This window comes from Arcobacter defluvii (genome assembly GCF_013201725.1).
GTDB lineage: Bacteria > Campylobacterota > Campylobacteria > Campylobacterales > Arcobacteraceae > Aliarcobacter > Aliarcobacter defluvii.
Map to the genome: position 1 here is coordinate 477,966 of NZ_CP053835.1, position 25,100 is coordinate 503,065.

Annotated in this window: 25 protein-coding genes; 15 read left to right on the forward strand and 10 right to left on the reverse strand. The window is 25.6% G+C overall.

The annotated features are described in order from the left end of the window. Window positions 1–77: 77 nt before the first annotated feature. The 3 genes from cobA to ADFLV_RS02515 all read right to left on the reverse strand — a co-directional run bounded on the left by cobA (window position 78) and on the right by ADFLV_RS02515 (window position 2,541). Complete coding sequence (gene cobA / locus ADFLV_RS02505; RefSeq protein WP_014473209.1) at window positions 78–809, reverse strand: uroporphyrinogen-III C-methyltransferase; 732 nt, start codon at window positions 807–809, stop codon at window positions 78–80. 62 nt (window positions 810–871) lie between these two features. Then, window positions 872–1,879 carry a type IV pili methyl-accepting chemotaxis transducer N-terminal domain-containing protein gene (locus ADFLV_RS02510; protein ID WP_014473210.1) on the reverse strand — a complete coding sequence of 336 codons (1,008 nt, stop codon included), beginning with the start codon at window positions 1,877–1,879 and terminating at the stop codon, window positions 872–874. Further along, on the reverse strand, window positions 1,876–2,541 hold the full coding sequence (locus ADFLV_RS02515) for a Crp/Fnr family transcriptional regulator (protein WP_014473211.1): 666 nt from the start codon (window positions 2,539–2,541) through the stop codon (window positions 1,876–1,878). Before ADFLV_RS02515 ends, ADFLV_RS02510 begins: the two co-directional genes overlap by 4 nt. Window positions 2,542–2,628: 87 nt before the next feature. On the opposite strand from ADFLV_RS02515, the gene ADFLV_RS02520 reads away from it, so the two are divergent. The 6 genes from ADFLV_RS02520 (at window position 2,629) to ADFLV_RS02545 (ending at window position 7,011) form a co-directional block, all read left to right on the forward strand. Beyond that, window positions 2,629–3,546, forward strand: a complete 918-nt coding sequence (locus tag ADFLV_RS02520) for a glycosyl transferase (protein WP_014473212.1) — start codon at window positions 2,629–2,631, stop codon at window positions 3,544–3,546. Between the two features lie 19 nt (window positions 3,547–3,565). Next, entirely contained in the window at window positions 3,566–4,537 is a 972-nt protein-coding gene (gene moaA / locus ADFLV_RS02525) for a GTP 3',8-cyclase MoaA (protein WP_014473213.1), read from the forward strand. A 108-nt stretch (window positions 4,538–4,645) separates the two neighbouring features. After that, entirely contained in the window at window positions 4,646–4,918 is a 273-nt protein-coding gene (gene rpsO, locus ADFLV_RS02530) for a 30S ribosomal protein S15 (protein ID WP_014473214.1), read from the forward strand. Window positions 4,919–5,068: 150 nt separating this feature from the next. Next, on the forward strand, window positions 5,069–5,467 hold the full coding sequence (locus tag ADFLV_RS02535; protein WP_014473215.1) for an RrF2 family transcriptional regulator: 399 nt from the start codon (window positions 5,069–5,071) through the stop codon (window positions 5,465–5,467). Then, the gene (locus ADFLV_RS02540; RefSeq protein ID WP_014473216.1) at window positions 5,467–6,513 is read left to right on the forward strand and encodes a DHH family phosphoesterase; all 1,047 of its coding nucleotides are present in this window, start codon (window positions 5,467–5,469) and stop codon (window positions 6,511–6,513) included. Before ADFLV_RS02535 ends, ADFLV_RS02540 begins: the two co-directional genes overlap by 1 nt. Before the next feature lie 69 nt (window positions 6,514–6,582). After that, on the forward strand, window positions 6,583–7,011 hold the full coding sequence (locus tag ADFLV_RS02545) for a CoA-binding protein (protein WP_014473217.1): 429 nt from the start codon (window positions 6,583–6,585) through the stop codon (window positions 7,009–7,011). Here ADFLV_RS02545 and ADFLV_RS02550 read toward each other — a convergent pair. Then, window positions 7,008–8,291: a sensor histidine kinase gene (locus tag ADFLV_RS02550; protein ID WP_014473218.1), complete on the reverse strand. Its 1,284-nt coding sequence runs from the start codon at window positions 8,289–8,291 to the stop codon at window positions 7,008–7,010. The two genes, ADFLV_RS02545 and ADFLV_RS02550, sit on opposite strands and share 4 nt — an antisense overlap. 15 nt (window positions 8,292–8,306) lie before the next feature. After that, window positions 8,307–8,996, reverse strand: coding sequence for a homeostatic response regulator transcription factor HsrA (hsrA, locus tag ADFLV_RS02555; RefSeq protein WP_014473219.1), 690 nt, complete (start codon window positions 8,994–8,996; stop codon window positions 8,307–8,309). A gap of 216 nt (window positions 8,997–9,212) precedes the next feature. Between hsrA and ADFLV_RS02560 the strand changes: the two genes are divergently transcribed. Both ADFLV_RS02560 and fbaA read left to right on the forward strand, forming a co-directional pair. After that, window positions 9,213–10,019 carry a peptidylprolyl isomerase gene (locus ADFLV_RS02560; protein ID WP_014473220.1) on the forward strand — a complete coding sequence of 269 codons (807 nt, stop codon included), beginning with the start codon at window positions 9,213–9,215 and terminating at the stop codon, window positions 10,017–10,019. 10 nt (window positions 10,020–10,029) lie between these two features. Further along, window positions 10,030–11,097, forward strand: coding sequence for a class II fructose-bisphosphate aldolase (gene fbaA / locus ADFLV_RS02565; protein WP_014473221.1), 1,068 nt, complete (start codon window positions 10,030–10,032; stop codon window positions 11,095–11,097). Between the two features lie 30 nt (window positions 11,098–11,127). Here the strand turns inward: fbaA and ADFLV_RS02570 are convergent, their stop codons facing one another. Continuing rightward, the gene (locus tag ADFLV_RS02570) at window positions 11,128–11,787 is read right to left on the reverse strand and encodes a response regulator transcription factor (RefSeq protein WP_129010404.1); all 660 of its coding nucleotides are present in this window, start codon (window positions 11,785–11,787) and stop codon (window positions 11,128–11,130) included. Next, entirely contained in the window at window positions 11,784–13,688 is a 1,905-nt protein-coding gene (locus ADFLV_RS02575) for an FIST N-terminal domain-containing protein (RefSeq protein ID WP_228712352.1), read from the reverse strand. The genes ADFLV_RS02570 and ADFLV_RS02575 overlap by 4 nt, the downstream gene beginning before the upstream one ends. Before the next feature lie 200 nt (window positions 13,689–13,888). On the opposite strand from ADFLV_RS02575, the gene ADFLV_RS02580 reads away from it, so the two are divergent. Both ADFLV_RS02580 and ADFLV_RS02585 read left to right on the forward strand, forming a co-directional pair. Further along, a complete protein-coding gene (locus ADFLV_RS02580; RefSeq protein WP_129010405.1) occupies window positions 13,889–15,385 on the forward strand; it encodes an aldehyde dehydrogenase family protein in 1,497 nt (498 codons plus the stop codon). Between the two features lie 78 nt (window positions 15,386–15,463). After that, entirely contained in the window at window positions 15,464–15,835 is a 372-nt protein-coding gene (locus ADFLV_RS02585; protein ID WP_014473225.1) for a DUF779 domain-containing protein, read from the forward strand. On the opposite strand, the gene ADFLV_RS02590 is transcribed toward ADFLV_RS02585, so the two are convergent. Beyond that, window positions 15,836–16,228, reverse strand: coding sequence for an ExbD/TolR family protein (locus tag ADFLV_RS02590; RefSeq protein ID WP_014473226.1), 393 nt, complete (start codon window positions 16,226–16,228; stop codon window positions 15,836–15,838). Beyond that, window positions 16,228–16,725 carry a MotA/TolQ/ExbB proton channel family protein gene (locus ADFLV_RS02595; protein ID WP_228712353.1) on the reverse strand — a complete coding sequence of 166 codons (498 nt, stop codon included), beginning with the start codon at window positions 16,723–16,725 and terminating at the stop codon, window positions 16,228–16,230. Before ADFLV_RS02595 ends, ADFLV_RS02590 begins: the two co-directional genes overlap by 1 nt. 37 nt (window positions 16,726–16,762) lie before the next feature. Between ADFLV_RS02595 and ADFLV_RS02600 the strand changes: the two genes are divergently transcribed. After that, window positions 16,763–17,623 (forward strand): 1-aminocyclopropane-1-carboxylate deaminase, encoded by an 861-nt coding sequence (locus tag ADFLV_RS02600; RefSeq protein WP_129010406.1) that lies wholly within the window; start codon window positions 16,763–16,765, stop codon window positions 17,621–17,623. A gap of 44 nt (window positions 17,624–17,667) precedes the next feature. After that, window positions 17,668–19,602, forward strand: coding sequence for a sensor histidine kinase (locus ADFLV_RS02605; RefSeq protein ID WP_129010407.1), 1,935 nt, complete (start codon window positions 17,668–17,670; stop codon window positions 19,600–19,602). On the opposite strand, the gene ADFLV_RS02610 is transcribed toward ADFLV_RS02605, so the two are convergent. Next, on the reverse strand, window positions 19,595–22,732 hold the full coding sequence (locus ADFLV_RS02610; RefSeq protein ID WP_129010408.1) for an EAL domain-containing protein: 3,138 nt from the start codon (window positions 22,730–22,732) through the stop codon (window positions 19,595–19,597). The two genes, ADFLV_RS02605 and ADFLV_RS02610, sit on opposite strands and share 8 nt — an antisense overlap. A 118-nt stretch (window positions 22,733–22,850) precedes the next feature. Between ADFLV_RS02610 and ADFLV_RS02615 the strand changes: the two genes are divergently transcribed. From ADFLV_RS02615 to ADFLV_RS02625, 3 genes are all read left to right on the forward strand, one after another. Continuing rightward, window positions 22,851–23,360 (forward strand): shikimate kinase, encoded by a 510-nt coding sequence (locus ADFLV_RS02615; protein WP_228712354.1) that lies wholly within the window; start codon window positions 22,851–22,853, stop codon window positions 23,358–23,360. Next, window positions 23,361–24,653: a histidinol dehydrogenase gene (gene hisD, locus ADFLV_RS02620; RefSeq protein ID WP_129010409.1), complete on the forward strand. Its 1,293-nt coding sequence runs from the start codon at window positions 23,361–23,363 to the stop codon at window positions 24,651–24,653. Between the two features lie 137 nt (window positions 24,654–24,790). After that, window positions 24,791–25,093, forward strand: a complete 303-nt coding sequence (locus ADFLV_RS02625) for a DUF2018 family protein (RefSeq protein WP_014473233.1) — start codon at window positions 24,791–24,793, stop codon at window positions 25,091–25,093. Window positions 25,094–25,100: the final 7 nt, after the last annotated feature.

The window sequence follows — 25,100 nt, forward strand, 5'->3', positions numbered from 1 at the left end:
AAGATTCATAAGTAATGCCTTAAAAACGTTATTTAATAAACATTATATAAATTAAATTAATATTATTTTGGAATTGTTTAGTTAAACCATTGAATTTTTTCTTTTAAATTTACAACTTCTCCTATAACAATCATTGCAGGAGTTGGTAAATTTTTAGATTTTTCTACAATATTTTCTAATGTTCCAACTATGACTTTTTGTTCTTTTGTTGTACCTTTTGAAATAACTGCACAGGGATAATCTTTTCTTTTTCCTAAAGAGATAAGTTTTGAAGAGATTAATTCAATATTATGATAACCCATTAAAAACACAATAGTTTCATCATTTAAAAAAGTTTCCCATTCAATTTGAGATATTTTCTTTTTAGGATTTTCATGACCTGTTACAACTCTAAAAGATGTTGTTAATCCTCTGTGAGTTACAGGAATCCCAGCATATGCAGGAACAGCAATAGCAGAACTAATACCAGGAATAATTTCAAATTTTATATCTCTTTCTTGTAAATAAAGAGCTTCTTCTCCACCCCTACCAAAAACAAAAGGATCTCCACCTTTTAGTCTTACAACATTTTCATATTTTAATGAAGCTTGATAAATAAGTTCATTTATCTCTTCTTGAGGAAGAGTATGTTTTTTATCTTCTTTTCCAACATAAATTAAATCGCAAGATTTTTTTACCATTTTTAGAATTTCTGGGTTAACTAATCTATCATAAATTAATACATCAGCATTTTCTATAACTTTTAGCGCTTTTAAAGTAAGTAATTCAACATCTCCAGGACCCGCTCCTGTTAGATAAACTTTGGGCATAATAATTAATATTCCTTATATATATTATTTAAATGAATTATATCTAAAATAGATTAAAGCTTTTAAGATGAAATTTTAGTATCACAAGATTTTAGAATTTTACCCAATTCATTTTTTAATTCTTGCAATCTTTTTGTTGAATTTATCAGATATTCTTGCGATTGAATAACAATATCTTCACTTCTATTTAACTGTTTTGAAATATCAGCTGAATTAGTTAATTCATAAATTATATTATCAAACTCATCTGTCAATTCATCAAGTTTTAAGGAAGCATTTTTTGATTGTTCAATTGCATTTGTGGAATAACTCATAACAGAATTAATTTTATCAATAAAGTGATTTATTGTTTGAGTTGCTTCAATAATTTCATTTTCTGCCTCAATTTTTATTGGAGTTAAAGGTTTAGTAGGATTTTGTTCAACTATTTTTTTAGACTCTTCTAAAAATTTTTTTACATTATCTTCCATCGCTTTTAACTGCAAAAAACTATAAATAATTAATAAAACAATAAGTGAAGCAAAGAAATATTGAACATATTTTAAATAATTGCTTTTTTCTTCACTATAATTTGTATACATTGAAACTAAAGTATCCACTTCTTTTAATAAAATAGTGTTTGTTGTATAAATTGAATTTACAATATTTTTTAATAAAATTTCAGAAGATTCATCTTTTTTGTTGATTAAATCTTTAAATTTGATTATGTTTTGAAAAAAACTTTTCCATAAAATCTCAACTTTTGATAATTGACTTGCTATCTCTTCTGTTGGAGCTTTTTTTATACCTAAAAGATTATTTCCATCTTTTAGAGAATTTAAATTATAGATAAATTCTGTTGTTGAATTTTCTAATTCTATAAAAGAACTCTCTTTATGTTGATACAAATAAAAAATATTTTTTGAAATATTTTGAGTTAACATTCTTTGTTTTCCAGCAATATTTATAATTAAAGCATCTTTTTTACTTTTGTCGTTTAAATAAATTGTTGTAGCAATTATACTTGCCATTAAAATAAAAAATAAAATGCCCAGAGATTTTATTTTCGTACTTATTTTATTGTTTTTCATACTCCAACTCCTTTGAAGATACAGATTAGTTCATTTTGATTTTCTATTATAACTTCACCATTATCAATACTTATTATCTCATCTCTTGATAATCTTTTTAAAACTCTTGACAACGTTTCAGGTTGAATATGTAACATAAATGAAACTTCTTGTCTTTTTAATTTATTAAACATTTCCAAATCTTGATTTAACATAAATGCAACTTTTGCTGTTGCGTCAAATACTAATTCTCTATTTACAATACATTGTAATTGATGTGTTTTATCAAGTAAAATTTCCATTAATTCTGTTGTTAAAATATTTTTCGATAAAAAATATTCTTGTAATTTCTCAAAATTTACTGATAAAATAGTTGAGTTTTCAACAAATTCAGCATTTGAAAAACAGTAAATATCATTTGATTTCATAGAGGATAATTCACTAATCATTGAATTTTTATAAATATGATATAAAAATATCTCATTTCCAAATTTATCAACTTTATATATTTTTATTAATCCATCAACTAAAAAAAGTAGATGATTTTTAATATCACTTTCATAAAACAAAATTGATTTACTTTCATATTTTGAAACATTAGAAAAAGATGCAATTATATTTAATTGTTCTTCATTTAAAGTATTAAAAAAGTCTATTTTTTTTATTGTTTCTATTAAAATCAAATCAAGCCTTACAATTGGTTTTATTTAAGCTATTGTATATTATGCTTGTAAAAATATTAATAAAAGTGCTATATAATAAGGTATATAATGAATTTTAAGAAATACATAAAAGCTGTTGGAACAGGTGTAAAAGGAAATAGAAATTTATCAAAAGATGAAATTTTTGATGCAATAGAATCTATATTAGAAAATAGAGTAACTCCTGCTCAAATTGGAGCATTTCTAATTGGTTGGAGAACTAAACTTGAAACAAATGAAGAGCTAAGTGGAGCAGTAGAAGCTTTAAGAAAATTTATGAAATTTAAAAGAGTTGAAAATTCAATAGAACTTGGATATTCATTTGACGGAAGATGTGAAAATCCTTTTTTATTTCCTCTATTTGAAAATATTTTAGATGAGTTTTATAAAAAAAATAGTGATGTGAAAAGATTAGATTTGGTAATTTCAGGGGATTATTTACAACCAGCAAAAGTGGGAATTACAACAAAAGAAATTTTTCAAAATATTGACAAAGGTCAATACATACATTTTTTTGATAGGGTAGAATACTTAAAAGAGTTAAGTGATATTACTCCTTTACGACACGAATTGGGTTTAAGAACAGCATTTAATACAGTTGAAAAACTTTTGAATCCAGCTTTTAGTGAATATGGAGTAACAACAGCTTTTCATAAACCTTATGTACAAAAATATTTAGAAATTTTTGCTCCATATTTTGAAGAAGTTGTTGTTGTTAAAGCAAGTGAAGGAAGTCCAGAAGTATTTAAAGATGGAAAATTTTGGAAACTAAAAAATAATCAAATAATTGAAGAGAGTTTTTCTTTAAAAGATTTTGGAGTTAATTACTCTAAAGAGTTTGAGAATATAACTCTTGAAGAATCTTTAAATATTGTAAAAAATCCGGATGATGAAATTTTAAAACTTGCTAAATTTAATGTTGCTTTATATCTTTTATTTTCAAATAGAGTTGCTTCTTTAAAAGAAGCATGGCAAAGATTAAACTAGGTTTAATAAAAGGTAAAAAATGTTAATAGATGGATTTGGAAGAACGGTTGATTATCTAAGAGTTTCTGTAACTGAAAGATGTAATTTTAGATGTCAATATTGTATGCCAGAAAAACCTTTTTCTTGGGTTCCTAAAGAGAATCTTTTATCTTATGAAGATTTATTTAAATTTATAAAAGTTTCAATTGATGAAGGAATAAAAAAAGTTAGAATTACAGGTGGTGAACCACTTTTACGAGAAGGTCTTGATATTTTTATAAAAATGGTTTTTGATTATAAAAATGATATTGATTTAGCTTTAACAACAAATGGTTTTTTATTAGCAAAAGCAGCACAAAAATTAAAAGATGCTGGATTAAAAAGAATTAATATTTCTCTTGATTCTTTAGATTCATCAACTGTTGCTAAAATGGCACAAAAAGATGTCTTATCTAATGTTTTAGAGGGAATTAAAGCTGCTGATGAAGTAGGTTTAAAAATAAAAATAAATTGTGTTCCTTTAAAAGGGATAAATGATAAAGATATTATTGAAGTTTTAGAGTTTTGTAGAGCTAAAGGTTATGTAGTTAGATTTATTGAATTTATGGAAAATCATCATGCAAAAGATGGAGTAAAAGGATTAAATTCTGATGAACTAAAAGCAATTATTTCAAAAAAATATCCAAATTTTAAGATGATACCAAGAGATACAAGTTCTCCTGCTCAATACTACGAATTTGAAGATGGTTATCAATTTGGAATAATTGAACCTCATAAAGATGATTTTTGTGCAGCATGTAATAGAATTAGATTAACTTCTGAGGGGTATTTAATACCATGTTTGTATTTTGAAGATGCAATGAGTATAAAAGATGCTGTTCAAAATAATAGAATTGATGAAGCAGTTGAGATATTAAAAAAAGTTTTACAAAACAAACCTGAAAAAAATAAATGGTCGACAACAGGTGATAATGAGACATCAAGTAGAGCATTTTATCAAACTGGTGGATAAAATAAATTTTTTTTTAAGAATAAAGTAAAAATAAAGTATTTTTTTTATAAAATTGCGACTCATTTTATTGTAAATGAATAATTTAAATATACCTATTAGGAGGTCAACATGGCTTTAGATCAGGAAGTAAAAGCAGCTATTATTGCAAAATATGGAAAAAAAGATGGAGATACAGGTTCTTCAGAAGTTCAAATTGCATTATTAACAGAGCAAATTAAAATTTTAACAGAACACTTAAAAGTTTTCAAAAAAGATCACTCTTCAAGATTAGGTCTTTTAAAAATGGTTGGAAAAAGAAAAAGATTATTAGCATACTTAAAAAGAAATGATTATGCTAGATTTACTGAATTAGTAGCTTCTTTAGGAATCAGAGCTAAATAAATTATCTCTAATTTCTTAAAAAGGGTTGTAGTCGTTGCTACAACCCTTTTTTTTTGATTAAATAAACCAATTAATTGATTATAATAACGAATCTTAATAATAGTTCAAGTAAAATATACATAAATTATAAAAAAATTGGAAAATTATAATATGTTATTAACAAAAAAAAGTGAATATGCACTACTTTCTTTAATCGCAATTGCAAAAAGTGATGAACCAAAGAATGTAGATGTATTATCAAAAGATTTAAATATATCAAAATCATTTTTAGCAAAAATTATGCAAAATTTAGCAAAATATGAATTAGTAGTTTCTCAACGGGGAGTAAATGGTGGTTTTACACTGAAAAAATCTTGGGAAAGTATAACAATACTTGAAATAGTTGAAGCAGCAGAAGAAAAAATGCCAACGGTGTTTGAATGTGCTCCATCTTTACAAAGTTGTCCAAATCAAAAAGCAATGTCTTGTACAATTTGGCCTTTATTAAATAATTTGCAATTTAAAGTAAATGATTTTTTAAGTAAATTAACCTTAAAAGATATTGCTTAATGAAACTATTTCATATTTCACATACGGATTTAGATGGATATGGATGCCAATTAATAACAAAAGAATTTTTTAAAGAAGGATTCTTTTATAATGCAAATTATGGATTAGAAGTAAAATTAACAATAAAAAAAGCTTTGGAAGAAATAAAGAATTATAAAGATGAAAATATTCTTCTTCTAATAAGTGATTTGAATTTAACTTTTCAAGAATCAACAGATTTGGATTTAGAGATAAATAAACTTACAACAGAAGGTTATCAAATCAAACTTCAACTTTTAGATCATCATGTAAGTGGCAAAAAAAGTGCAGAAAATTTTTATTGGTATTATTTAGATGATAAAAGATGTGCAACAAAAATAGTATATGATTACATGTTTGAAGAGTATGAAGGTTTTGACTGTTTGACAAGTGCTTGGCTAAAACCTTTAGTTGATTCAATAAATGCAGTTGATATTTGGCTTGAACATGAAACTAAAAATTTTGAATTTGGCAAAGTTTTGATGTCAATGATTACAAAAGTTAAAGAAATAAATAATATTTTATTTTCAGATTTAAATAGAGAATTTAAATTTTATCTTTTAAAAGAAGCTTCAAAATTTTTAGATGAATTTGATGGTCATATAAAACTTGATAATGAAGTTCATTTTATGAAAAAAAAGTTTTTAAAACTAACTGATAAAGATGATACCTTAGATAATTTAAGTGCAGCATATTTAGTAAAAACTTTAGATGATGTAAAAGAGAATTTAACAGTTGTTTATAAAGAACAAAAAGGATTATTAACATATTGTTTAGGATCTATTTCTATTCCAGCAAATGCTTTTCTAAAAGCAAATCCAGATTATGATTTTTTTATTGATATAAATAAAAAAGGAAATGCTTCTTTTAGAGCAGATGGAAAAATTGATGTAGCATTACTTGCAGCAAAACTTGCAAATGGTGGTGGTCATGTAAATGCAAGTGGTGGAAAATTTGATGATTTTAAAGAAACAATAGATTATTCAGAAGTTAAAACTTATATACAAAAAAAACTGGATAAACTTTAGTTTACACTTTTTTAGCATTCTTTTATATATTTTACTTATAATAGAACAATTTATTATAAAGGATATAAAATGGAGTGTGAATTCCCAACAGTAAATTCAAAAAATGAAGAAATTTTAGATATTTTTAAAAATACAAAAACTATTGCAATAGCAGGACTTTCTCCTGATTCTGATAAAGCATCAAATATGGTAGCAGTTTATTTACAGAATGCTGGATTTAAAATAGTGCCTGTTTATCCTAAAGAAGAAACAATTTTAGGTGAAAAAGTTTATAGAACAATAAGTGAAATACCTTTTAAAATAGATATGGTTGATATTTTTAGAAAACCTGATGCAATATCTTCAATCGTTGATGAAGCAATACAAAGAGGTGATGTTGATACAGTTTGGTTTCAACTTGGACTTGTAAATAATGAAGCAGCTTTAAAAGCTAAAGAAGCTGGATTAAAAGTTGTGCAAAATAAATGTACAAAGATAGAACATAGAAATTTATTTTAGATACTATTTTTAGGTAATGTGTTGTTAAGTACTAATTTAGCAACACAACCACTTTTCCCATCTTCTCTATTTTTTAATGTTATTTCAGCTCTTAATGCATCGGCCGCATTTTTTGCTAAGAATAGTCCAAGTCCTACGCCACTTTGGTTTCCAATTCTTTTAAATGGAGCAAAAAAATCTATATTTTCATCGATTCCAATACCTTCGTCAGTTACAGTTAAAATAATTTTCTCTTTTGTTTTACGAAGTCTAATTGCAATAGTTTTTTCATTTGGAGTAAATTTGATTGCATTTTGTACAAAATTTTGTAATATTTGATTAAATAGAGTCAATTGTATAGATGTACTTAAGTGATTTATATTAGAGAAAAATGTAATAATAATATTTTTTTGTGCACTTAACATTCTATAATCATTTGCTTTTTTCTTAATATATTCTACTAAATCAATATCTGTTGTTTGCTCAAATTGTGCTCCTTCTGTTCGTCCAATATCTAAAATTGAAGAAATCATTTTATTCATCTCATCTATTTGTTTAATAGATAAATTTAAAACTTCTTCATATTGTTCAACTTCCCTTTTTTTCTTTAAAGTTACTTCATTTTTTAATTTCATAACTGCAAGTGGAGTTTTAAGCTCATGCGCTGCACCAATAAATAACTCTTTTTTGAATTTTACATAAGTTCCTATTCTATTTGTTAAAGAGTTTATAGAGTTTGCTAATGAGTGAAATTCTATTGGTAAATCTTTTGTATCAATTTGAGATAAAGAGTGTTCATCCATATTAGATAGTTTTTTATTAATTTGCATTATTGGTTTTAATAGAGATTTTGAAACTACTAAAGAGTATAAAAGCATCAAAATAAATCCAGGTATGGCCAAGATAAAAAGATTTTTAAAAATTACAGAATATAAAAGTTCTCTCTCTAAACTAATATTTTTTATAATTTGTAAAAATAGACCATTTTTTAGATCAAATGGATAAAGAAGTTTTATATAATATTTCCCACCTAATTGATAATTTGAAAATCTAAGTTTCTCTAATTCAGAATTTTTTACTAAATCAATAGATTGAAATTGTGTTTTTACAGGTTGAAATTTATCAGGTGAAATATAATTTTTTTGAATTTGTTTTGCTTGATTAAGCATATTTTCTTGAATATCAACATAAACTGTACTTCTTGCATATTCATAAAAAATAAAAGAAAGTGTAATAATAAAAAGAGAAGTAGCTATAATCAATTTATTATAAAATTGTCTATAAATACTTCTGCTTTCCATCTTAAAATACCGAAATTATTTTTGTTTTACATCTTCTGCTACATTTGGATAACAAAATCTATAACCTCTTCTTCTAATAGTTTCAATTGTAGAGATGTTTAATGGTTTATCCATTTTTTGTCTAATTTGATTAATTGCAACTTCGATTACATTTGGAGTAACAAGTTCTGGTTCTTCCCAGATTGCATCTAATAATTGTTCTTTTGAAACGATTTGATCTCTATGACGTGCAAGGTGAGTTAAAACTTCAAATGGTTTACCTTTTAACTCTATTTCTTCACCTGCATATTCAATTTTTTCTTCATCAGGATTAATTACTAAATCATCAATTTCGATTACATTTGTTCCACCAAATCTTAATCTTGCTTCAATTCTTGCAAGTAAAATATCAAAATCAAATGGTTTTTTAATAAAATCATCAGCACCAGATTTTAATGCTTCAATTTCAGATTCTTTATCATCTCTTGCTGAGATTATAACAACAGCAGTTCTTGAACTTCTATTTTTAACTATTTTACATAGTTCAATTCCGTCACCATCTGGTAACATCCAATCAGTTAATACTAAATCATAATTTCTAATATCAATAAAATATTCTGCATCTTTATAGTTTTCAGCAGTATCCACTTGATAACCAAAGTCAGTTAGACCTTCTTGTAATGTTCTGTTTAGTGTAATTTCGTCTTCAATAATCAAAATTCTCATAATATTCCTTAAATTTAAGTTAAATTTAAATTTGGACGGAATTGTATCATAAATATTTGAAAATTTAAAGCCTTTTTAAGCTAAATTTTAAAATTTACAAAATACAGTAAAAATTTTTAAAATTTGTTTAATAAACTTATCATTTATTTATAAAAAATCAACTATTTATTAACTATGAAAAGATAAAATGTCGCAAATATAATTTCAAGGAATAAAATGAAAAAAATAGTATCAAGTTTCGTTGCTTCAATTGCATTAGTTTCTGCTTTAAATGCAGCTGATTTTTATGCTACAGTTGATGGTGAACAAATCACTAAACAAGATATCTCAATGGCTTTACAAGATCCAAGAATAGATTTTGATAAATTACCAGATAATGCTAAAAAACAAGTATTAGAGCAAATTATCAATAGAAAATTATTAGCTAAAAAAGCTATTAAAGATGGAATTGAAAAAGATCCACAATATGTTGAAACAATAAATAAAATAAAAGAAGATTTAGCTTTCCAAGTTTGGCAAAAAAATCAAATTGATAAAATCAAATTCACAGAAGATGAGAAAAAAGATTTTTATGAAAAAAATAAAGCAAAATTTGTAATGCCTGAAACTTTAGAAGCAAGTCATATTTTAGTTAAAACTGAAAAAGAGGCTTTTGATATAATCAAACAATTAGACAAAGCTTCAAATAAAGAAGAAAAATTTAAAGAATTAGCAAAAACTAAATCACAAGATCCAGCTGGCAAAAATGGTGGGTATTTAGGAAAATTCCCAGCAGATCAAATGGTTCCAGAATTTTCAAGTGCAGCAAAAGCAATGTCAAAAGGTACATATTCTAAAGTTCCAACAAAAACACAATTTGGTTATCATGTAATTTATTTAAAAGACAAAATTCCTTCAAAAGCTTTAGCTTATAATGAAGTTGAAGGTAACATCTCTCAAATTTTATTAGGAAATAGTTATAATAAAAAAGTAAAAGAGTTAACAGACGAATTAAGAAAAGACGCAAAAATAGTAATTAAATAAGGAGATTAAATTGGGTGTATTAAATGTTGTAAAACCTGGTGTTTTAACAGGTAGTGAAGCAAAAAAACTTTTTGCTTATGCAAAAGAGAATAATTTTGCGATTCCAGCTGTAAATGTGGTAGGAACTGATTCAGTAAATGCAGTTTTAGAAGCAGCAGCAAAAGTTAATTCACCAGTTATTATCCAATTCTCAAATGGTGGTGCTGGTTTTTATGCGGGAAAAGGTTTAAAAACTTCAGATGCAGCAGTTCTTGGTGGAATTAGTGGCGCAAACCATGTTCATACTATGGCAAAAGCTTATGGAATACCTGTAATTTTACATACAGACCATGCAGCAAAAAAACTTTTACCTTGGATTGATGGGTTAATTGAAGCTGGCTGTGAGCATTTTGAGAAAACAGGAAGACCATTGTTTACTTCTCATATGCTTGATTTAAGTGAAGAAAGTTTAGAAGAAAATATTGAAATTTGTGTTGAGTATTTCAAAAAAATGAATGCAATTGATATGATGTTAGAGATTGAACTTGGAATTACTGGTGGTGAAGAAGATGGTGTTGATAACAGTGATGTTGATAATGCTTTACTTTATACACAACCAGAAGAAGTTTGTTATGCTTATGAAAAATTAAAAGAAGTTGGAGATAATTTTACAATTGCTGCATCTTTTGGAAATGTTCATGGTGTATATAAACCAGGAAATGTTGTTTTAAGTCCAAAAATCTTAGATAATTCACAAAAATATATTCAAGATAAATTAAAAACTTCAGATAAACCAGTTGACTTTGTTTTCCATGGTGGTTCAGGTTCACTTTTAAGTGAAATTAGAGAAGCTATCTCTTATGGTGTTATTAAAATGAACATTGATACTGATACTCAATGGGCAATGTGGGATGGTGTAAGAGCTTATGAAGCTAAATACCATGATTATTTACAAGGGCAAATTGGTAACCCAGAAGGTGAAGATAAACCAAATAAAAACTATTATGACCCAAGAAAATTTTTAAGAGCTGGTCAAGAAACAATGATAGCTAGACTTGAAGTTGCTTTCTCTGATCTTTGTGCTTTAAATAAAAACTAATATTTTAGAGGAATTTCCTCTAAAATAATTTTAATTAGGTCTTTCTATTATATATCCACTTCCTCTTATATTTTTTATAAAATCTTCTTTTAATACAGTTTTTACTCTATTAACTTCTGCTCTTATTGTTGCATTATCAATATAATCATCATTCCAAACATAAGTTCTAAACATATCATAATTTACAACTAAACTTCTATTTTGTGCAAGAAGTTCAATAATTTGAAGTTGTCGTTTAGGTAGGATATGTGGTTCATTATTAAAATATAAAGTCATAGTTTCTGCATCAAAACTATATTGATTAGATAATCTTTTATGTTTTTGAGGGACGATTCTAGTTTTTAAAATTTTGTTTATTCTTAAAGTTAATTCTTTTAGATGAAAAGGTTTTTTTAAATAATCAAAACAGCCCAAATCAAAAGCTCTTGATATATCTTCAATATCAATTAACGCAGAAATGTAAATAGTTGGAATATTTAATTTTTGCTCATGTAATCTTTCTAATATTGTAAATCCATCTATATCAGGAAGAGAAATATCTAAAATTAGTAAATCAAATTTTTCAGAATTTAATATTTCTAATGCTTCTACTCCATTTTTTGCACTTATTATTGCATGACCAGTTGAACTTAAATATTCAGTAATCATTTCATTTAACATAAAATCATCTTCAACTAATAAAATTTTCATAATACTCCTTTAAAAGTATAAGTAAATGATGCCCAATCTTTACCTGATTCAAGTTTTATACCTACGTTTTCTTCATTACAAATTCTTTTTACTAAATTTAATCCTAATCCAAATCCCTCTTGTGAAACTTGTTCTCTATAATATTCTTCAAAAATTTCTTGCGGATTTAATATTTGTTTTGAATTGCTTTCTATTGTAAAATTACACTCTTTATTAAAAATAGAAAGTTTTACAAATATTGTTTCATTTGGCAAAGTATATTTTATAGCATTTGTTAAATTATTATCAACAATTCGTTGAAGTTTTATTTCATTAAAATTTATATTTATTTCATCTTTTAATGCTTGAAATTTAAAATTTGATTTAAACTTTAAAGCCGAAGATGTGAAAAAATCAATTCTACTTCTTACAAAATCAACTATATTTATTTTATGAATTGCAGAATTTACTTGATCTTTTTTTATTAGATAACTTAAATCATCATATATACTAAAGATATTTTTCATAGCAACTTCAATATTTGAAAGATATTTGTTTTTCCCAAATTCCATCTCAAACATCTCTATATTTCCCATAATAACTGATAGTGGTGTATTTGTTTCATGTACTGCATGTTTTAAAAATCTTTTTTGTGCAGTTATTAAATTTTGAGAATAAATATTTCCTTCTTCTAGTTTTTTTGATTGTTTATTGTAATCATTTGAAGATTGTTGAATTAAATGTGTTAATGCTTCAAGACTTCTTGCATGTTCACTCAAAGGAGTTTGCGATATTTTTATCTGTTTTTTTGAATTTTTTTTGGAACAATTCTCACTCAATGCAACTAATGTTAAAGATTGATTTAAAAGCTGATTATTCTCTTGATAATGAAAAAATTCTCCATATGTAAAAAAGCCACAAGTTGGAGCTATTTGAGAAAAAGGTTTTATTTCAATATCAATCATATTAGGCATATAACGTCTTCTTGCCATACATGAATATATGAAAATTGATTCAATATTTTCCAAAGGTTGGTCTTTAAATAGTGATTCTATAGGATTATTCATAATAAGTTCAATATTCCCAAATCCAAGTTTTACAATATCTCCTTTTTCCAAATTTCCAGCAAAGCTTAAACTCCCATCGATATGTTTTGAAATAACAGCTCTTGCTAAAGGAAGATTGTTTTTTTGTACAATTAAAGGAAATTCAATTCCTGTTGCAGGAAGTGAAGAAGCAACATAAGAACCTAAATATTTTTTATAAAAATCTAGAGGTGTTAAACCTGAAATTTTATAAACTCTATTTTTATCAACTTCATCAATTGTATGAACTATACCTATTTCTGACCAGTTAAAGTTATAAGAATTTCTCACTTGTAAAACGTCTGAGTCTAATACAACTCCAACACAACCATAAGTGAATACTTTATCTTGATAAGAGATAAAAGTTTGATTGAAATTTGCATTATCTCCTGCCATTCCTCCACAAACAATGATTTTATTATTTATAGAATTTATACCTTTTAAAAACTCTTCTCCATTTGTTTTTTTCCCATCTGTAAATGTAATAAGAAGTTTAGTCTTCTCAGAAAATAGTTCTTTTGCAATTTCAACTCCATTTATAAAAGAGTTTTCATTTTTTACATAAATTGCTTTTAATGTAGTTTTTTCAAAAACAGATATAGATATGACAGTATTTAATGTTGTAATGTTTTCTTCATTTATTTCTCCATCTGTTGAAGAACCTATACAAATAGCTTGAGGTAAATTTTTTGTTATTATTTTTACTATATTTTCTAAATAGTGTTTTTTATTTCCACAAAATATTTGAATTAATAAATTTTTTTTATTTTTAAAAGAAGGAAAATCAATCAACATTTCCAAAGAAGAGTCATTTAACGTATAGTTGTATGTTTTCATAGGAAAATTTTAGCAAATTTTTAAAAAGTATTAAATAAATAAAATAATAAACAAACCATAAAATCGTAATTTGTCACGATTATTATCAATGCTATGCTAATGCTATGCTATCGCTATAATTAGGCTATAAACATAAGATAGAATTTTACCATCTGAAGAGAAAAAATGTTTCTTCAATATTTGAATTAAAAGGAATAAAAATGATTTATACAAAACCAACATATAAACCTCAATACGAAAATTTCATTGGTGGAGAATGGGTAGCTCCAATTAGTGGTGAATATTTTGATAATATTTCTCCTGTAGATGGTGAAGTTTTAACAAAAATTCCAAGATCAAATGAAAAAGATTGTGAAGCTGCTATTTTAGCTGCAAATAAAGCATTTCAATCATTTAAACATACATCAGTTATTGAAAGAAGCACTTTATTAAATAAAATTGCAGATGCAATAGAAGCAAATTTGGAAAATATAGCAATAGCTGAAACTTTAGATAATGGAAAAGCAATTAGAGAAACTTTAAATGCTGACGTTCCTTTAGTAGTTGATCATTTTAGATATTTTGCTTCTGTAATTAGAGCAGAGTCAGGAACAGTTTCTGATTTAGATGAAAATACAATTTCTCAAGAAATTCATGAACCATATGGTGTTGTTGCACAAATTATTCCTTGGAATTTCCCATTATTAATGGCAGCATGGAAATTAGCTCCTGCAATTGCTGCTGGAAATTGTGTTGTTATGAAACCAGCAAGTGCAACACCAATGTCAATTTTATTATTAATGGAAACAATTCAAGACGTATTACCAAAAGGTGTTATTAATATTATTAATGGTGCAGGTGGAAAAATTGGTAAATATTTATCTACTCATGAATTAGTTAAAAAAGTTGGATTTACAGGTGAAACTACAACTGGTCAATTAATTATGCAATATGCAACTGAAAATATTATTCCTTCAACTTTAGAGTTAGGTGGAAAATCACCAAATATTTTCTTAGAATCAATCATGGATGCCGATGATGAATTTTTTGATAAAGCAATCGAAGGTTTAGTATTATTTGCATTTAATAGTGGAGAAGTTTGTACTTGTCCTTCACGTGCTTTAATTCAAGAATCAATTTATGAACCATTTATGGCAAGAGTACTTGAAAGAGTAAAAGCTATAAAATTAGGAAACCCTTTAGATACTGAGTGTATGATGGGTGCTCAATGTTCACTTAACCAAAAAGAAAAAATTATGGAATATATTAAAATTGGTAAAGAAGAAGGAGCAGAATTATTAATCGGTGGTGATGTTTACAAATCAGAAACTAATCCAAATGGTTTCTATATTCAACCAACATTATTTAAAGGTCATAATAAAATGAGAATCTTCCAAGAAGAGATTTTTGGACCAGTTCTTGCTGTTACTACTTTTAAAGATGAAGAAGAAGCACTTGCAATTGCAAATGATACAATTTATGGATTAGGTTCAGGTGTTTGGTCAAGAGATGCACATCAATTACATAAATTCAGTCGTGGAATAGAAGCTGGAAGAGTTTGGGTAAATTGTTATCATATTTATCCATCACATGCTTCATTTGGTGGATATAAAAAATCAGGAATCGGAAGAGAAACACATATGATGATGTTAAATTCTTATAGACATACAAAAAATATTTTAACTTCATACAACAAAAATAAATTAGGATTCTTCTAGGATTTTAGCTTTACAATAAAATTATTAAGCCCATAGAAGTTCTTTCTATGGGCTTTTTTGCTTTAAAAAGGACAAAAAATGAAAAGACTAGATGTAACACCAGCTGCTGCTGAGGTAATAGAAAGATTAAAAAAAGAACATGGAGAATTGGTTTTTAATCAAAGTGGTGGATGTTGTGATGGAACAGCTCCTATGTGTTATGAAAAAGGTGATTTTTATGTTCCTAGTCGTAATGTAAAATTAGGTGAAATATGTGGTTGTGAGTTTTTTATAGATAAAGACCAATTTGAATATTTCAAACACTCTTTTATTACAATTGATGTAAGAGAAGAAAAAGCTGCTTTTGGAAATTCTTTTTCCCTAGAGATAGATCTGGGTTATCAGTTTATTACAAAATCAAGAATTTTTACAGATGAAGAGTATAAACAACTTTTAGAAGAAGAGAAATAATTACTTCTTCCCTTCTTCATTTGTAACTAAAGCTAGATTTGTTAAATCATATTTTTGAAGTAAATCTAAAACTTTTACTACCCTTTGATATTCAACTTTTTTATCAATTCTTACAATAACTGGTTTATTTTTATTTTTTATTGCTTTTAAGTTATCTTCAAGTGATTCAAAAGATACTTCAATTCCTTTTATTGCTAACTTATTTTGATTAAGTTCTATAAAAACTTGTTCTTCTTTTATTTCCATCTCTTTTGCAGTTGATGTTGGTAAATCTAAAATTAAAGCTAATTCTTCTTTTTTAAATACAGATGTAACTATAAAAAAGATAAGTAAAATAAAAACAACATCAATAACAGGAGTTAAATCTAAGCCTAAAGCTTCACGTCTTTTCATTATTCGCTCGCTAGCTCTTTTTTAGCTTTTAACTCAATTGAATCAATCAAAGAGATAAAATGATTATAAGCTATTTGATGAGGAATTGCTACAATTAAACCTGCGATTGTCGTAATCAACGCAATCCCGATTCCATTTGAAAAGATTGTTGGGTCACCTAAACCATTTTGAGTAATTGCTTCAAAAGATTTATAAACTCCAATAACAGTTCCTAAAAGTCCTAAAAGTGGGGCAACTGTTGCTATGTTTTTTATAATAGTAAGTCCAGATTCAAGTTTTTTAACTTCATATTCTATTTGAGATGTAAGAGAAGAATCTTTTGTAACTCTATGTTTAATTTGACTAATAATTGCATTTTTTCTTGGAAGTGTAAAAAATTTCCATAAAATAATAGTAAATCCAATCACATTTAAAGCAATTAAAATATAAACAATAATTCCACCTTTATCAATGTATCCCATTAAATCCATAACGACCTCAATAATTTTTTGTGACATTGTACAGAAATTTTGCTAATAGATGGTACAATTTTTTATGAACTATACAAATTCTTTAATTGAACAAATAAGCTTTAATAATCAAAAATATTTTGTAAAAAGAGATGATTTATTACACAAAGATTTTTCAGGAAATAAGGCTAGAAAGTTTTACTATTTTTTGAAAAATGATTTTCCTAAAATTAAAAAAGTTATATCTTTTGGTTCTGCCCAATCAAATGCAATGTATTCACTCTCTGTATTGTGTAAAATCAAAGGTTGGAAGTTTGATTATTATGTTGATCATATTGCTTCATATTTAAAAGAAAATCCAATTGGAAATTATAAATTTGCAAAAGAATTTGGAATGAATATTATAGAAGCTGAAGTTCCAAAAACTTTTAAAAATGATGAACTTTTTATTAGTGAAGGTGGAGCTGTAAGTGCAGCTTCTTTTGGAATAGAGATTTTAGCTAATGAGATAAGAACTTGGGCAAAAGAAAATCAAATAAAAAATCTAAAAGTTTTTTTGCCAAGTGGTACAGGAACAACATCCCTTTATCTACAAAAATTTCTTCCATTTGAAGTTTTGACTTGTTCTTGTGTTGGTGATGATGAATATTTAGAAAAACAGTTTTTAGCTCTTGAAAAAACTAATTTTCCAACAATTTTAAAAAAAGAGAAAAAATATCATTTTGGGAAACTTTATAAAGAGTTATATGAAATCCATAATGAGTTGCTAAATCAAACAAATATTGAGTTTGATTTACTTTATGATAGTTTAGGTTGGCTTTGTTTTGAAAAATATGTAGAAAATTTTGATAAAAAAGATGAGTTCAACTTCTTATATATTCATCAAGGTGGACTACTTGGAAATATCTCTATGAAAGAGAGATATACCTATAAATATAACTCTTAAATAAATTTTTTTATATTAAAGAAAAAAAAGATAATATATCTTTTATGTTAACAAAAAAAGAAAAAAAACTTATAAAATTAATAAAATATACACCAATTTTTATAGTCGCATTAGTTTGTATGATAATCATATCTTTATTGTATATTGATAAAAATATTACATTAAAATCTGATTTAAAAGCTTTAGAAAATGACTATTTAAAAAGAAATCAAAATATTATAAAAGATGAAGTAAATAAAATTTATGACTATATTATTCATAAAAAATTGAATAGTGAAAAAGAGTTAAAACACGATATAAAAAGTAGGGTTTTAGCTATTCATAATATGATGACATATATTTATGAAAAATATAAAGATAAAGAATCAGCTGAACAAATACAAACAAGAATAAAAGATGCTTTAAAAGCTTTAAGGTTTAATGACAATCGAGGCTATTTTTATATAAATACAATGGAAGGAAAGTCAATTTTACATCCTTTATATCCTCAGTTTGAAAATAAAAGTATTTTAGATTTTGAGGATAATTATGGTTCTAAATTTATTGAAAATGTAATCAATGATTTAAAAATAAAAAAAGAATCTTATAATGAATATTATTGGAAGAAACCAGAAGCTTTTAATAAATTAAAACAGTATAAGAAAATTACTTTCAATAAAGTTTTTGAACCATACAATTGGTATATAGGAACAGGAGAGTATTTAGAAGATTTTGAAGAAAAAATAAAAAAAGAGATTTTGGAATATATAAGCAGTATAAAATACTCTAAAAATGGATATATTTTTGTAATAGATGAAAAAGGAGTTTATTTAACTCATATTGAAAAATCATATATTGGAGTTAATAGAATAACTCTAAAAGACGCAAATGGATTTATGATTACAAAAGAGATTATGAATTTGGCAAATAAAGGTGAAGGTTTTTTAAAATATGTAGGAACAATAAAGCCTGATACAAAGCTTCCTTCTGAAAAAATCACTTTTGTTAAAGGATTTAAAGATTGGGATTGGGCAATTGCAACTGGTTTTTATACTGATGAATTAGCAGAACAAATAAAAACTAAACAATATGAATATAAACAAAATTATTTACATAATCTGTTAAGTCTTTTTACTGTTAGTGGATTGATAACTATAGTATTTCTATTTTTATCTTTTTATATATCAAAAAGATTAGAAAGAAGATTTTATAAATATAAACAACAAGTATTAAGTTATATTAAAAAAAGTAGAGAAAAAGATAATTTATTAGCTCAACAATCGAAAATGGCTGCAATGGGAGAAATGTTAGAAAATATTGCTCATCAATGGAGACAACCTTTAAGTTCTATTTCGACTCTTTCAACTGGAATAAAACTTCAATACCAATATGGAGAAATAAATAAAGAAGAGATTCTTCGTTCAATGGATGCTATTACAACTACCACAAAATATTTGTCTCAAACAATAGATGATTTTAGAGATTATTTTAATCCAAACAAAGAAGCTTATTATTTTAATCTCAAAAAGGTTTTCCAAAAAGCTTTTGATTTGTTAGAAATACAATTTAATTTAAGAAATATAATCTTTATAAAAAATTTAGATGATGTTTATATTTATGGTTTTGAAAATGAATTTTTACAAGTAATAATAAATATTTTAAATAATGCAAAAGATGAATTTGAAAAAAAAGAGTTAGATCAAAAATATATTTTTGTTGATATTAGAAAAGAAGAAAATAGGGTAAAAATTTTTATAAAAGATAATGCAGGTGGAATAGCAGAAAATATTTTAGAAAAAGTTTTCGAGCCATATTTTACAACAAAATTCAAATCTCAAGGTACAGGAATAGGGCTTTATATGTCAAAAGAGATTATTGAAAAACATATGAAAGGAAGAATATCAGTATATAATGAAGATTATATTTATGAGAATAGTGGGCATAAAGGCGCAGTTTTTGAGATAATCTTTTTAGCAGAAGAGGCAAAAAAAGTTATTTAAACTCTTTTATAAACTTTATAAAATCCTCTTCTCTTAAAGCTTTTGAATATAACCAACCTTGAATTTCATCGCAACCTGCATTTTGTAAGAACTCTTTTTGTTCATTCTTCTCTACACCTTCTGCAATTGTTTTTATTTCAAGTCCATTTCCTAAAGCTAAAATAGTTTTTGCAATAGCAACATCTTTTTTATTAAAAGGAAGACCATTTGCAAATGATTTATCAATTTTTAATTTATCAATTGGAAATTGTTTTAAATAATTCAAAGAAGAATATCCTGTTCCAAAATCATCAATTGCAAGTTTAATTCCTAGATTTTTTAAATTTTCAAGAATAGTTAAAGATTCTTCAATATCTTCCATGATATAACTTTCAGTTAATTCTATTTCTAAATTTGCAGGATTTAACTTCGTTTCTTCTAATTCTTTTATTATTGATTTTTGAATATCGCTATATTTTATTTGAATATTTGAGATATTAACTGCAACAATTCCATCTTCTAATAATTTTGTATCATTTAGATATTTCATAAAAGTACAAGCTTTTTTTAGAACAAATTCCCCAATTGGAATAATTAATTTTGTTTCTTCTGCATGTGAAATAAAATCATTTGGAAAAACAACTCCTAAAGTTTTATGATTCCATCTAATAAGAGCTTCTGCTCCTACTATTTTATTCATTTTTATATCAATTTGTGGTTGATAATATACTTCAAATTCATTGTTTTTTAAAGCATCAGTTAATTCTTGTTTCATTATGATTTTCTCAAAAATTTCACTTGTCATTTCATTTTTATAAAATTGATATTGATTTCTTCCTGCATTTTTTGCACTATACATAGCTGTATCAGCATGTTTTATTAAATCTTCTGCATTTAAACCATTATTTGGAAAAATAGAGATACCAACACTAACTGTTGTATCAAAAAGATACTCTTCCATTTTTATTGGTTCTTTAAAATCACTTACAATTTTTTTTGCTAATTTTTCTATATCTTTATTATCAACATCTTCAATTACAATTATAAATTCATCTCCACCAATTCTAGAAATTGTGTCGTTTTTTCTTATATTTTTTTGTAATCTATTTGCTACAAGTGAAATAATATTATCACCAATTGAGTGACCATAAGTATCATTTATCAATTTAAAGTTATCAATATCAATAAAAAAGATTGCTAATCTATATTTTAATTCATTTGCTTTTTCTATTGATTTTATAAGTCTCGCTTTTAATAATAAACGATTTGGAAGATTTGTTAGTGGATCATGATGTGCTAAAAACTCTATTTTTGCATTTGAATTTTTTATTTTTGTAATATCAGAAAATAAAGCTACATAATTTAAAATATTTCCTTCAGAATCTTTTACTAAGCTTAAATTTAGCCATTCAGGATAAATCTCACCACTTTTTTTACGATTCCAAATTTCACCTTTCCAAGCACCTTTTTTTATTAACTCTTCCCAAAGGATTTGATAAAATTCTATATTATGTTTTCCAGATTTTAGAATTTTAGGATTTTGTCCCTTTATCTCTTCAAAACTATAACCTGTAATTTTACTAAACGCACTATTTACTGAAATTATTTCACCTCTTTCATTTGTGATAATAATACCTTCAGTTGTATTTTCAAATACTATATCAGAAAGTTGTAATTTCTTTTGGATTTTTTCTTCTTCAGTTATATCTTTGAAAATACAGTGAGTTCTAATTTCACCATTTATATTTGAAATATTTCCTGTAAAACTCGCAAGTATAATTTCGTTATTTTTCTTTTTTATTCTTAGAATAATATTTTCAATATGTTTATGTTGCATAAACTTTGAAAATAAATTTTGTAGAATCTCAGGTTTTTCAACTGTAAAAGATGCAAACTTTTGTCCTATTACATCATTTTTATCATAACCTGTAATTTCTAGCCATTTTTTATTTACATTAGTGATTAAACCTTTCGCATCTAGTGACTGATAAGGATAAGGTACTTCTTCATATAGATATTTAAAGTTAGTTTCTATTTTTTTATTTGCATCTGTAATTTCTGAAATATTTGTAAAAAGAAGTTTTATTATAGAGTTTTCTAAAATTTTGCTATATATTATAGTTAATTGGAAGGTATTTTTATCAATTTCAATAATCTCTTTTTCATTAAAATTATTTGTTTTTATTTTTTCATAAATTAAATTCCATCTTGCTTTTGGAATTAAAGTTGTAATATCTTCATCAATTTTTATATCAAATAATTTATTTGCTTTTTGATTAAACCAATATATTATTTGTTCATCATCATTATCAAAAACTTCAATAACTGCTTCATTAAGTGAATTAAAAGTATTTTTAACATCTTTTAGTTTTGATTCTAAAAATAAATTGTAGTTTCCTTTTATATTATTCAAAATCTCTTTTGAAGTAATTACATAATAAGAAGAACTATTCTTATCAAAAATTATAGCTCTTCTTATGTCTTTTTTTCTCATTGTATTTACAATACTAAATAAAGACTCTTCACTATCAAAAGTTATTAAATTTTTGTAACTAAAGTTTTCTACATTTAAAGTTGTATCAATATGTTTTTGTGCAAGATTAATAACATCACTTTCTGTTAATATTCCAATTGGAGTAAGATTATCAAATACTAAAGCTGAACCTATATTCTTTTCGCTCATTAAGTCTAAAGTAGTTTGAATAGTGGCATCTTTTTGTACAAAAAAAGCTTTTGATTTGTCTTTTATTAAATCTTTTGCTTTTATATTTGTTTTAAATATATCTTGTTCAAATTCAAAAATAAGATTTTCTTGTAAAATAGAACCTAAATAGTTATTTTCTTTATCTAAAACAATGATTCTTCTTATTTTATTATTTAGCATTAATCCTAAAACATAGTTTATTTTTCTATTTGACTTCGTTGTAATTAGTTCTTTATTTGCAAAATCAATTGCTTTTGAATTTAAATCAATATGTTTTGCATATGAAAATAAAATATCTCTTTCAGTTATAATTCCAACAGCTTTTTGCCCATCAAGTAAAACAAAATGTTTCGTACGATTTTTTATCATTGAATCTAAAATTTCTTGTAAAGAAACATCTTTACTTATAGAATCTTTTATTTCAGAAATTAGTTTAGTTAAACCCATTGTTTTCCTATTTTACATCGTTTTTAAAAATAGATTTTATCAAAAAAATACCTAATTAAAACTAATATCCTTTTTTGTACTATATAAATTTACTATAAATTAGATATAATCCACCACTATGAAAAAGAATAATATTATACTAATTGGTTTTATGGGTGTTGGTAAAGGTACAGTTGCAAGGGCTTTAGTTGAAAAATCTGATATGTTTGCAATTGATACTGATGATTTAATCGAAAGTATGGAAAACAGAAAAATCAAAAAAATTTTTGAAGTTGAAGGTGAACCATATTTTAGAGCTTTAGAGAAAAAAACTGCTTTATGGTTAGAAAAAAGTGTAGATAACACAATCATTTCCACAGGTGGTGGGTTTTATAAACAAGAAAACATAAATAAAATAGGAAAAGTTGTTTATTTAAAATCATCATTTCAAGGTATCTTAGATAGAATAAATAATGCTCCAAATGCTGCAAATAAATTGAAAAAAAGACCACTTTTACAAAATATGGAAGAAGCTTTAAAACTTTATAATTCAAGAGTTAGTGATTATGAAAATGTTGCAAAAATAGTGGTTGATGTTGAGAAAAAAGATTTAAATGATATTGTAAAAGAGATTTTAGGAAAAATATAAATGAAAATAATAAATACAAAAGATACGAACTTTCAAAGTGAATTTGATTCTATTTTAGCAAGAGCTAAAAGTGATATAAAAGGCGTTTCATCAATTGTTATGAATATTATTGACGAAATAGTAGCAGAAGGAAATGTTGCTTTAAAAAGACATATTGAAAAGTTTGATAAATGGGAAGTTAAATCAGATGATGATTTATTGATTTCTCAAGAAGATATGAAAAAAGCATATGAAAATATTGATGAGAAACTAAGACTTGCTCTTCATACAGCATATGATAGAATCAAAACATATCATGAAAAACAACTTCCAAAATCTTGGCTTGATTTTGAATCAAATGGAACAATTTTAGGACAAAAAGTTACTCCTGTCGATAAAGCTGGGCTTTATATTCCTGGTGGAAAAGCTGCATATCCTAGTTCACTTTTGATGAATGCAGTTCCAGCAATTGTTGCTGGAGTTAAAGAAATAGTTGTATGTACACCGACTCCAAATAATGAAGTAAATGAACTTTTACTTGCTGCTTGCCACTTATGTAAAGTTTCAAAAGTTTATAAAGTTGGAGGAGCAAGTGCAATTGCTGCTATGGCTTATGGAACACAAACTATTCCTAAAGTTGATGTAATAACTGGTCCTGGAAATATTTTTGTTGCAACTGCTAAAAAACTTGTATTTGGTGAAGTTAATATTGATATGATAGCAGGTCCTTCTGAAATTGGAATTTTAGCTGATGCAACAGCAAAACCTCACTATTTAGCAATTGATTTATTATCTCAAGCTGAACATGATGAAATGGCAAGTTCTATTATGATTACAACTTGTGATGAAGTTGCTAGTTTAACAAGTAAAGAAGTTGAAGAGTATTTAAAAACTCTAAGTAGAGAAGCAATTGCTAGAAAATCAATAGATGAAAGAGGAGCAATAATTGTTGCTTCAAATATGGAAGAAGCAATCTCTTTAATGAATGAAATAGCACCTGAACACTTAGAAGTTATGACACAAAATCCTTTTGAATTGTTACCTTATATCAAACATGCAGGTGCAATTTTCTTAGGTGAAAATACTCCTGAACCAATTGGAGATTATATAGCAGGTCCTAATCATACTCTTCCAACAGGAAGTACAGCTAAGTTTTATAGTCCATTAAATGTAGAAAATTTTATGAAAAAAAGTTCAATTATAAATTTCTCAAAAAATGCTATAAATGAATTAGGTGAAGCTTGTGCATTATTAGCGGATACAGAAGGTCTTACAGCTCATGCTAAATCTGTAAGAGTTAGATTAGAAAAATAGATATGTATAGGCTTTATTCTTAAAGCCCTTTAGGTTTTTGTTACTTTTTAAGGATTTTTTATAAATCCTGCTAAAAAAGTAGAAATTAAACAAAATAGGTTCCCTTTTAAAGAGGAACGATTTGAAAGGAAATATAGATGTCGATGTTTAGTGATTGGTTTACTGAAGACGAAGATGATATTTTTATGGGAAGTCCAAAATCTAAGTTTTTTGACGTTACAAGAGAAGCTTCAAAAGAAGTTGTAGAAGATGAAATAGATAAAATTATAGAAAAATTGGCTGTACTTGAAATGATAATAAGTGAAAATAAAGATGAAAATTTTGATATTAATGAATTTATTAAAGAGTATACTTTAGAAAACGCAGAAAAAGTTAAAGCTATGAAAAAAGGTCTTTATGTTGAATTTACTGGTGAAATTATCTGTAGATTAGATTCATAAAGGTTTA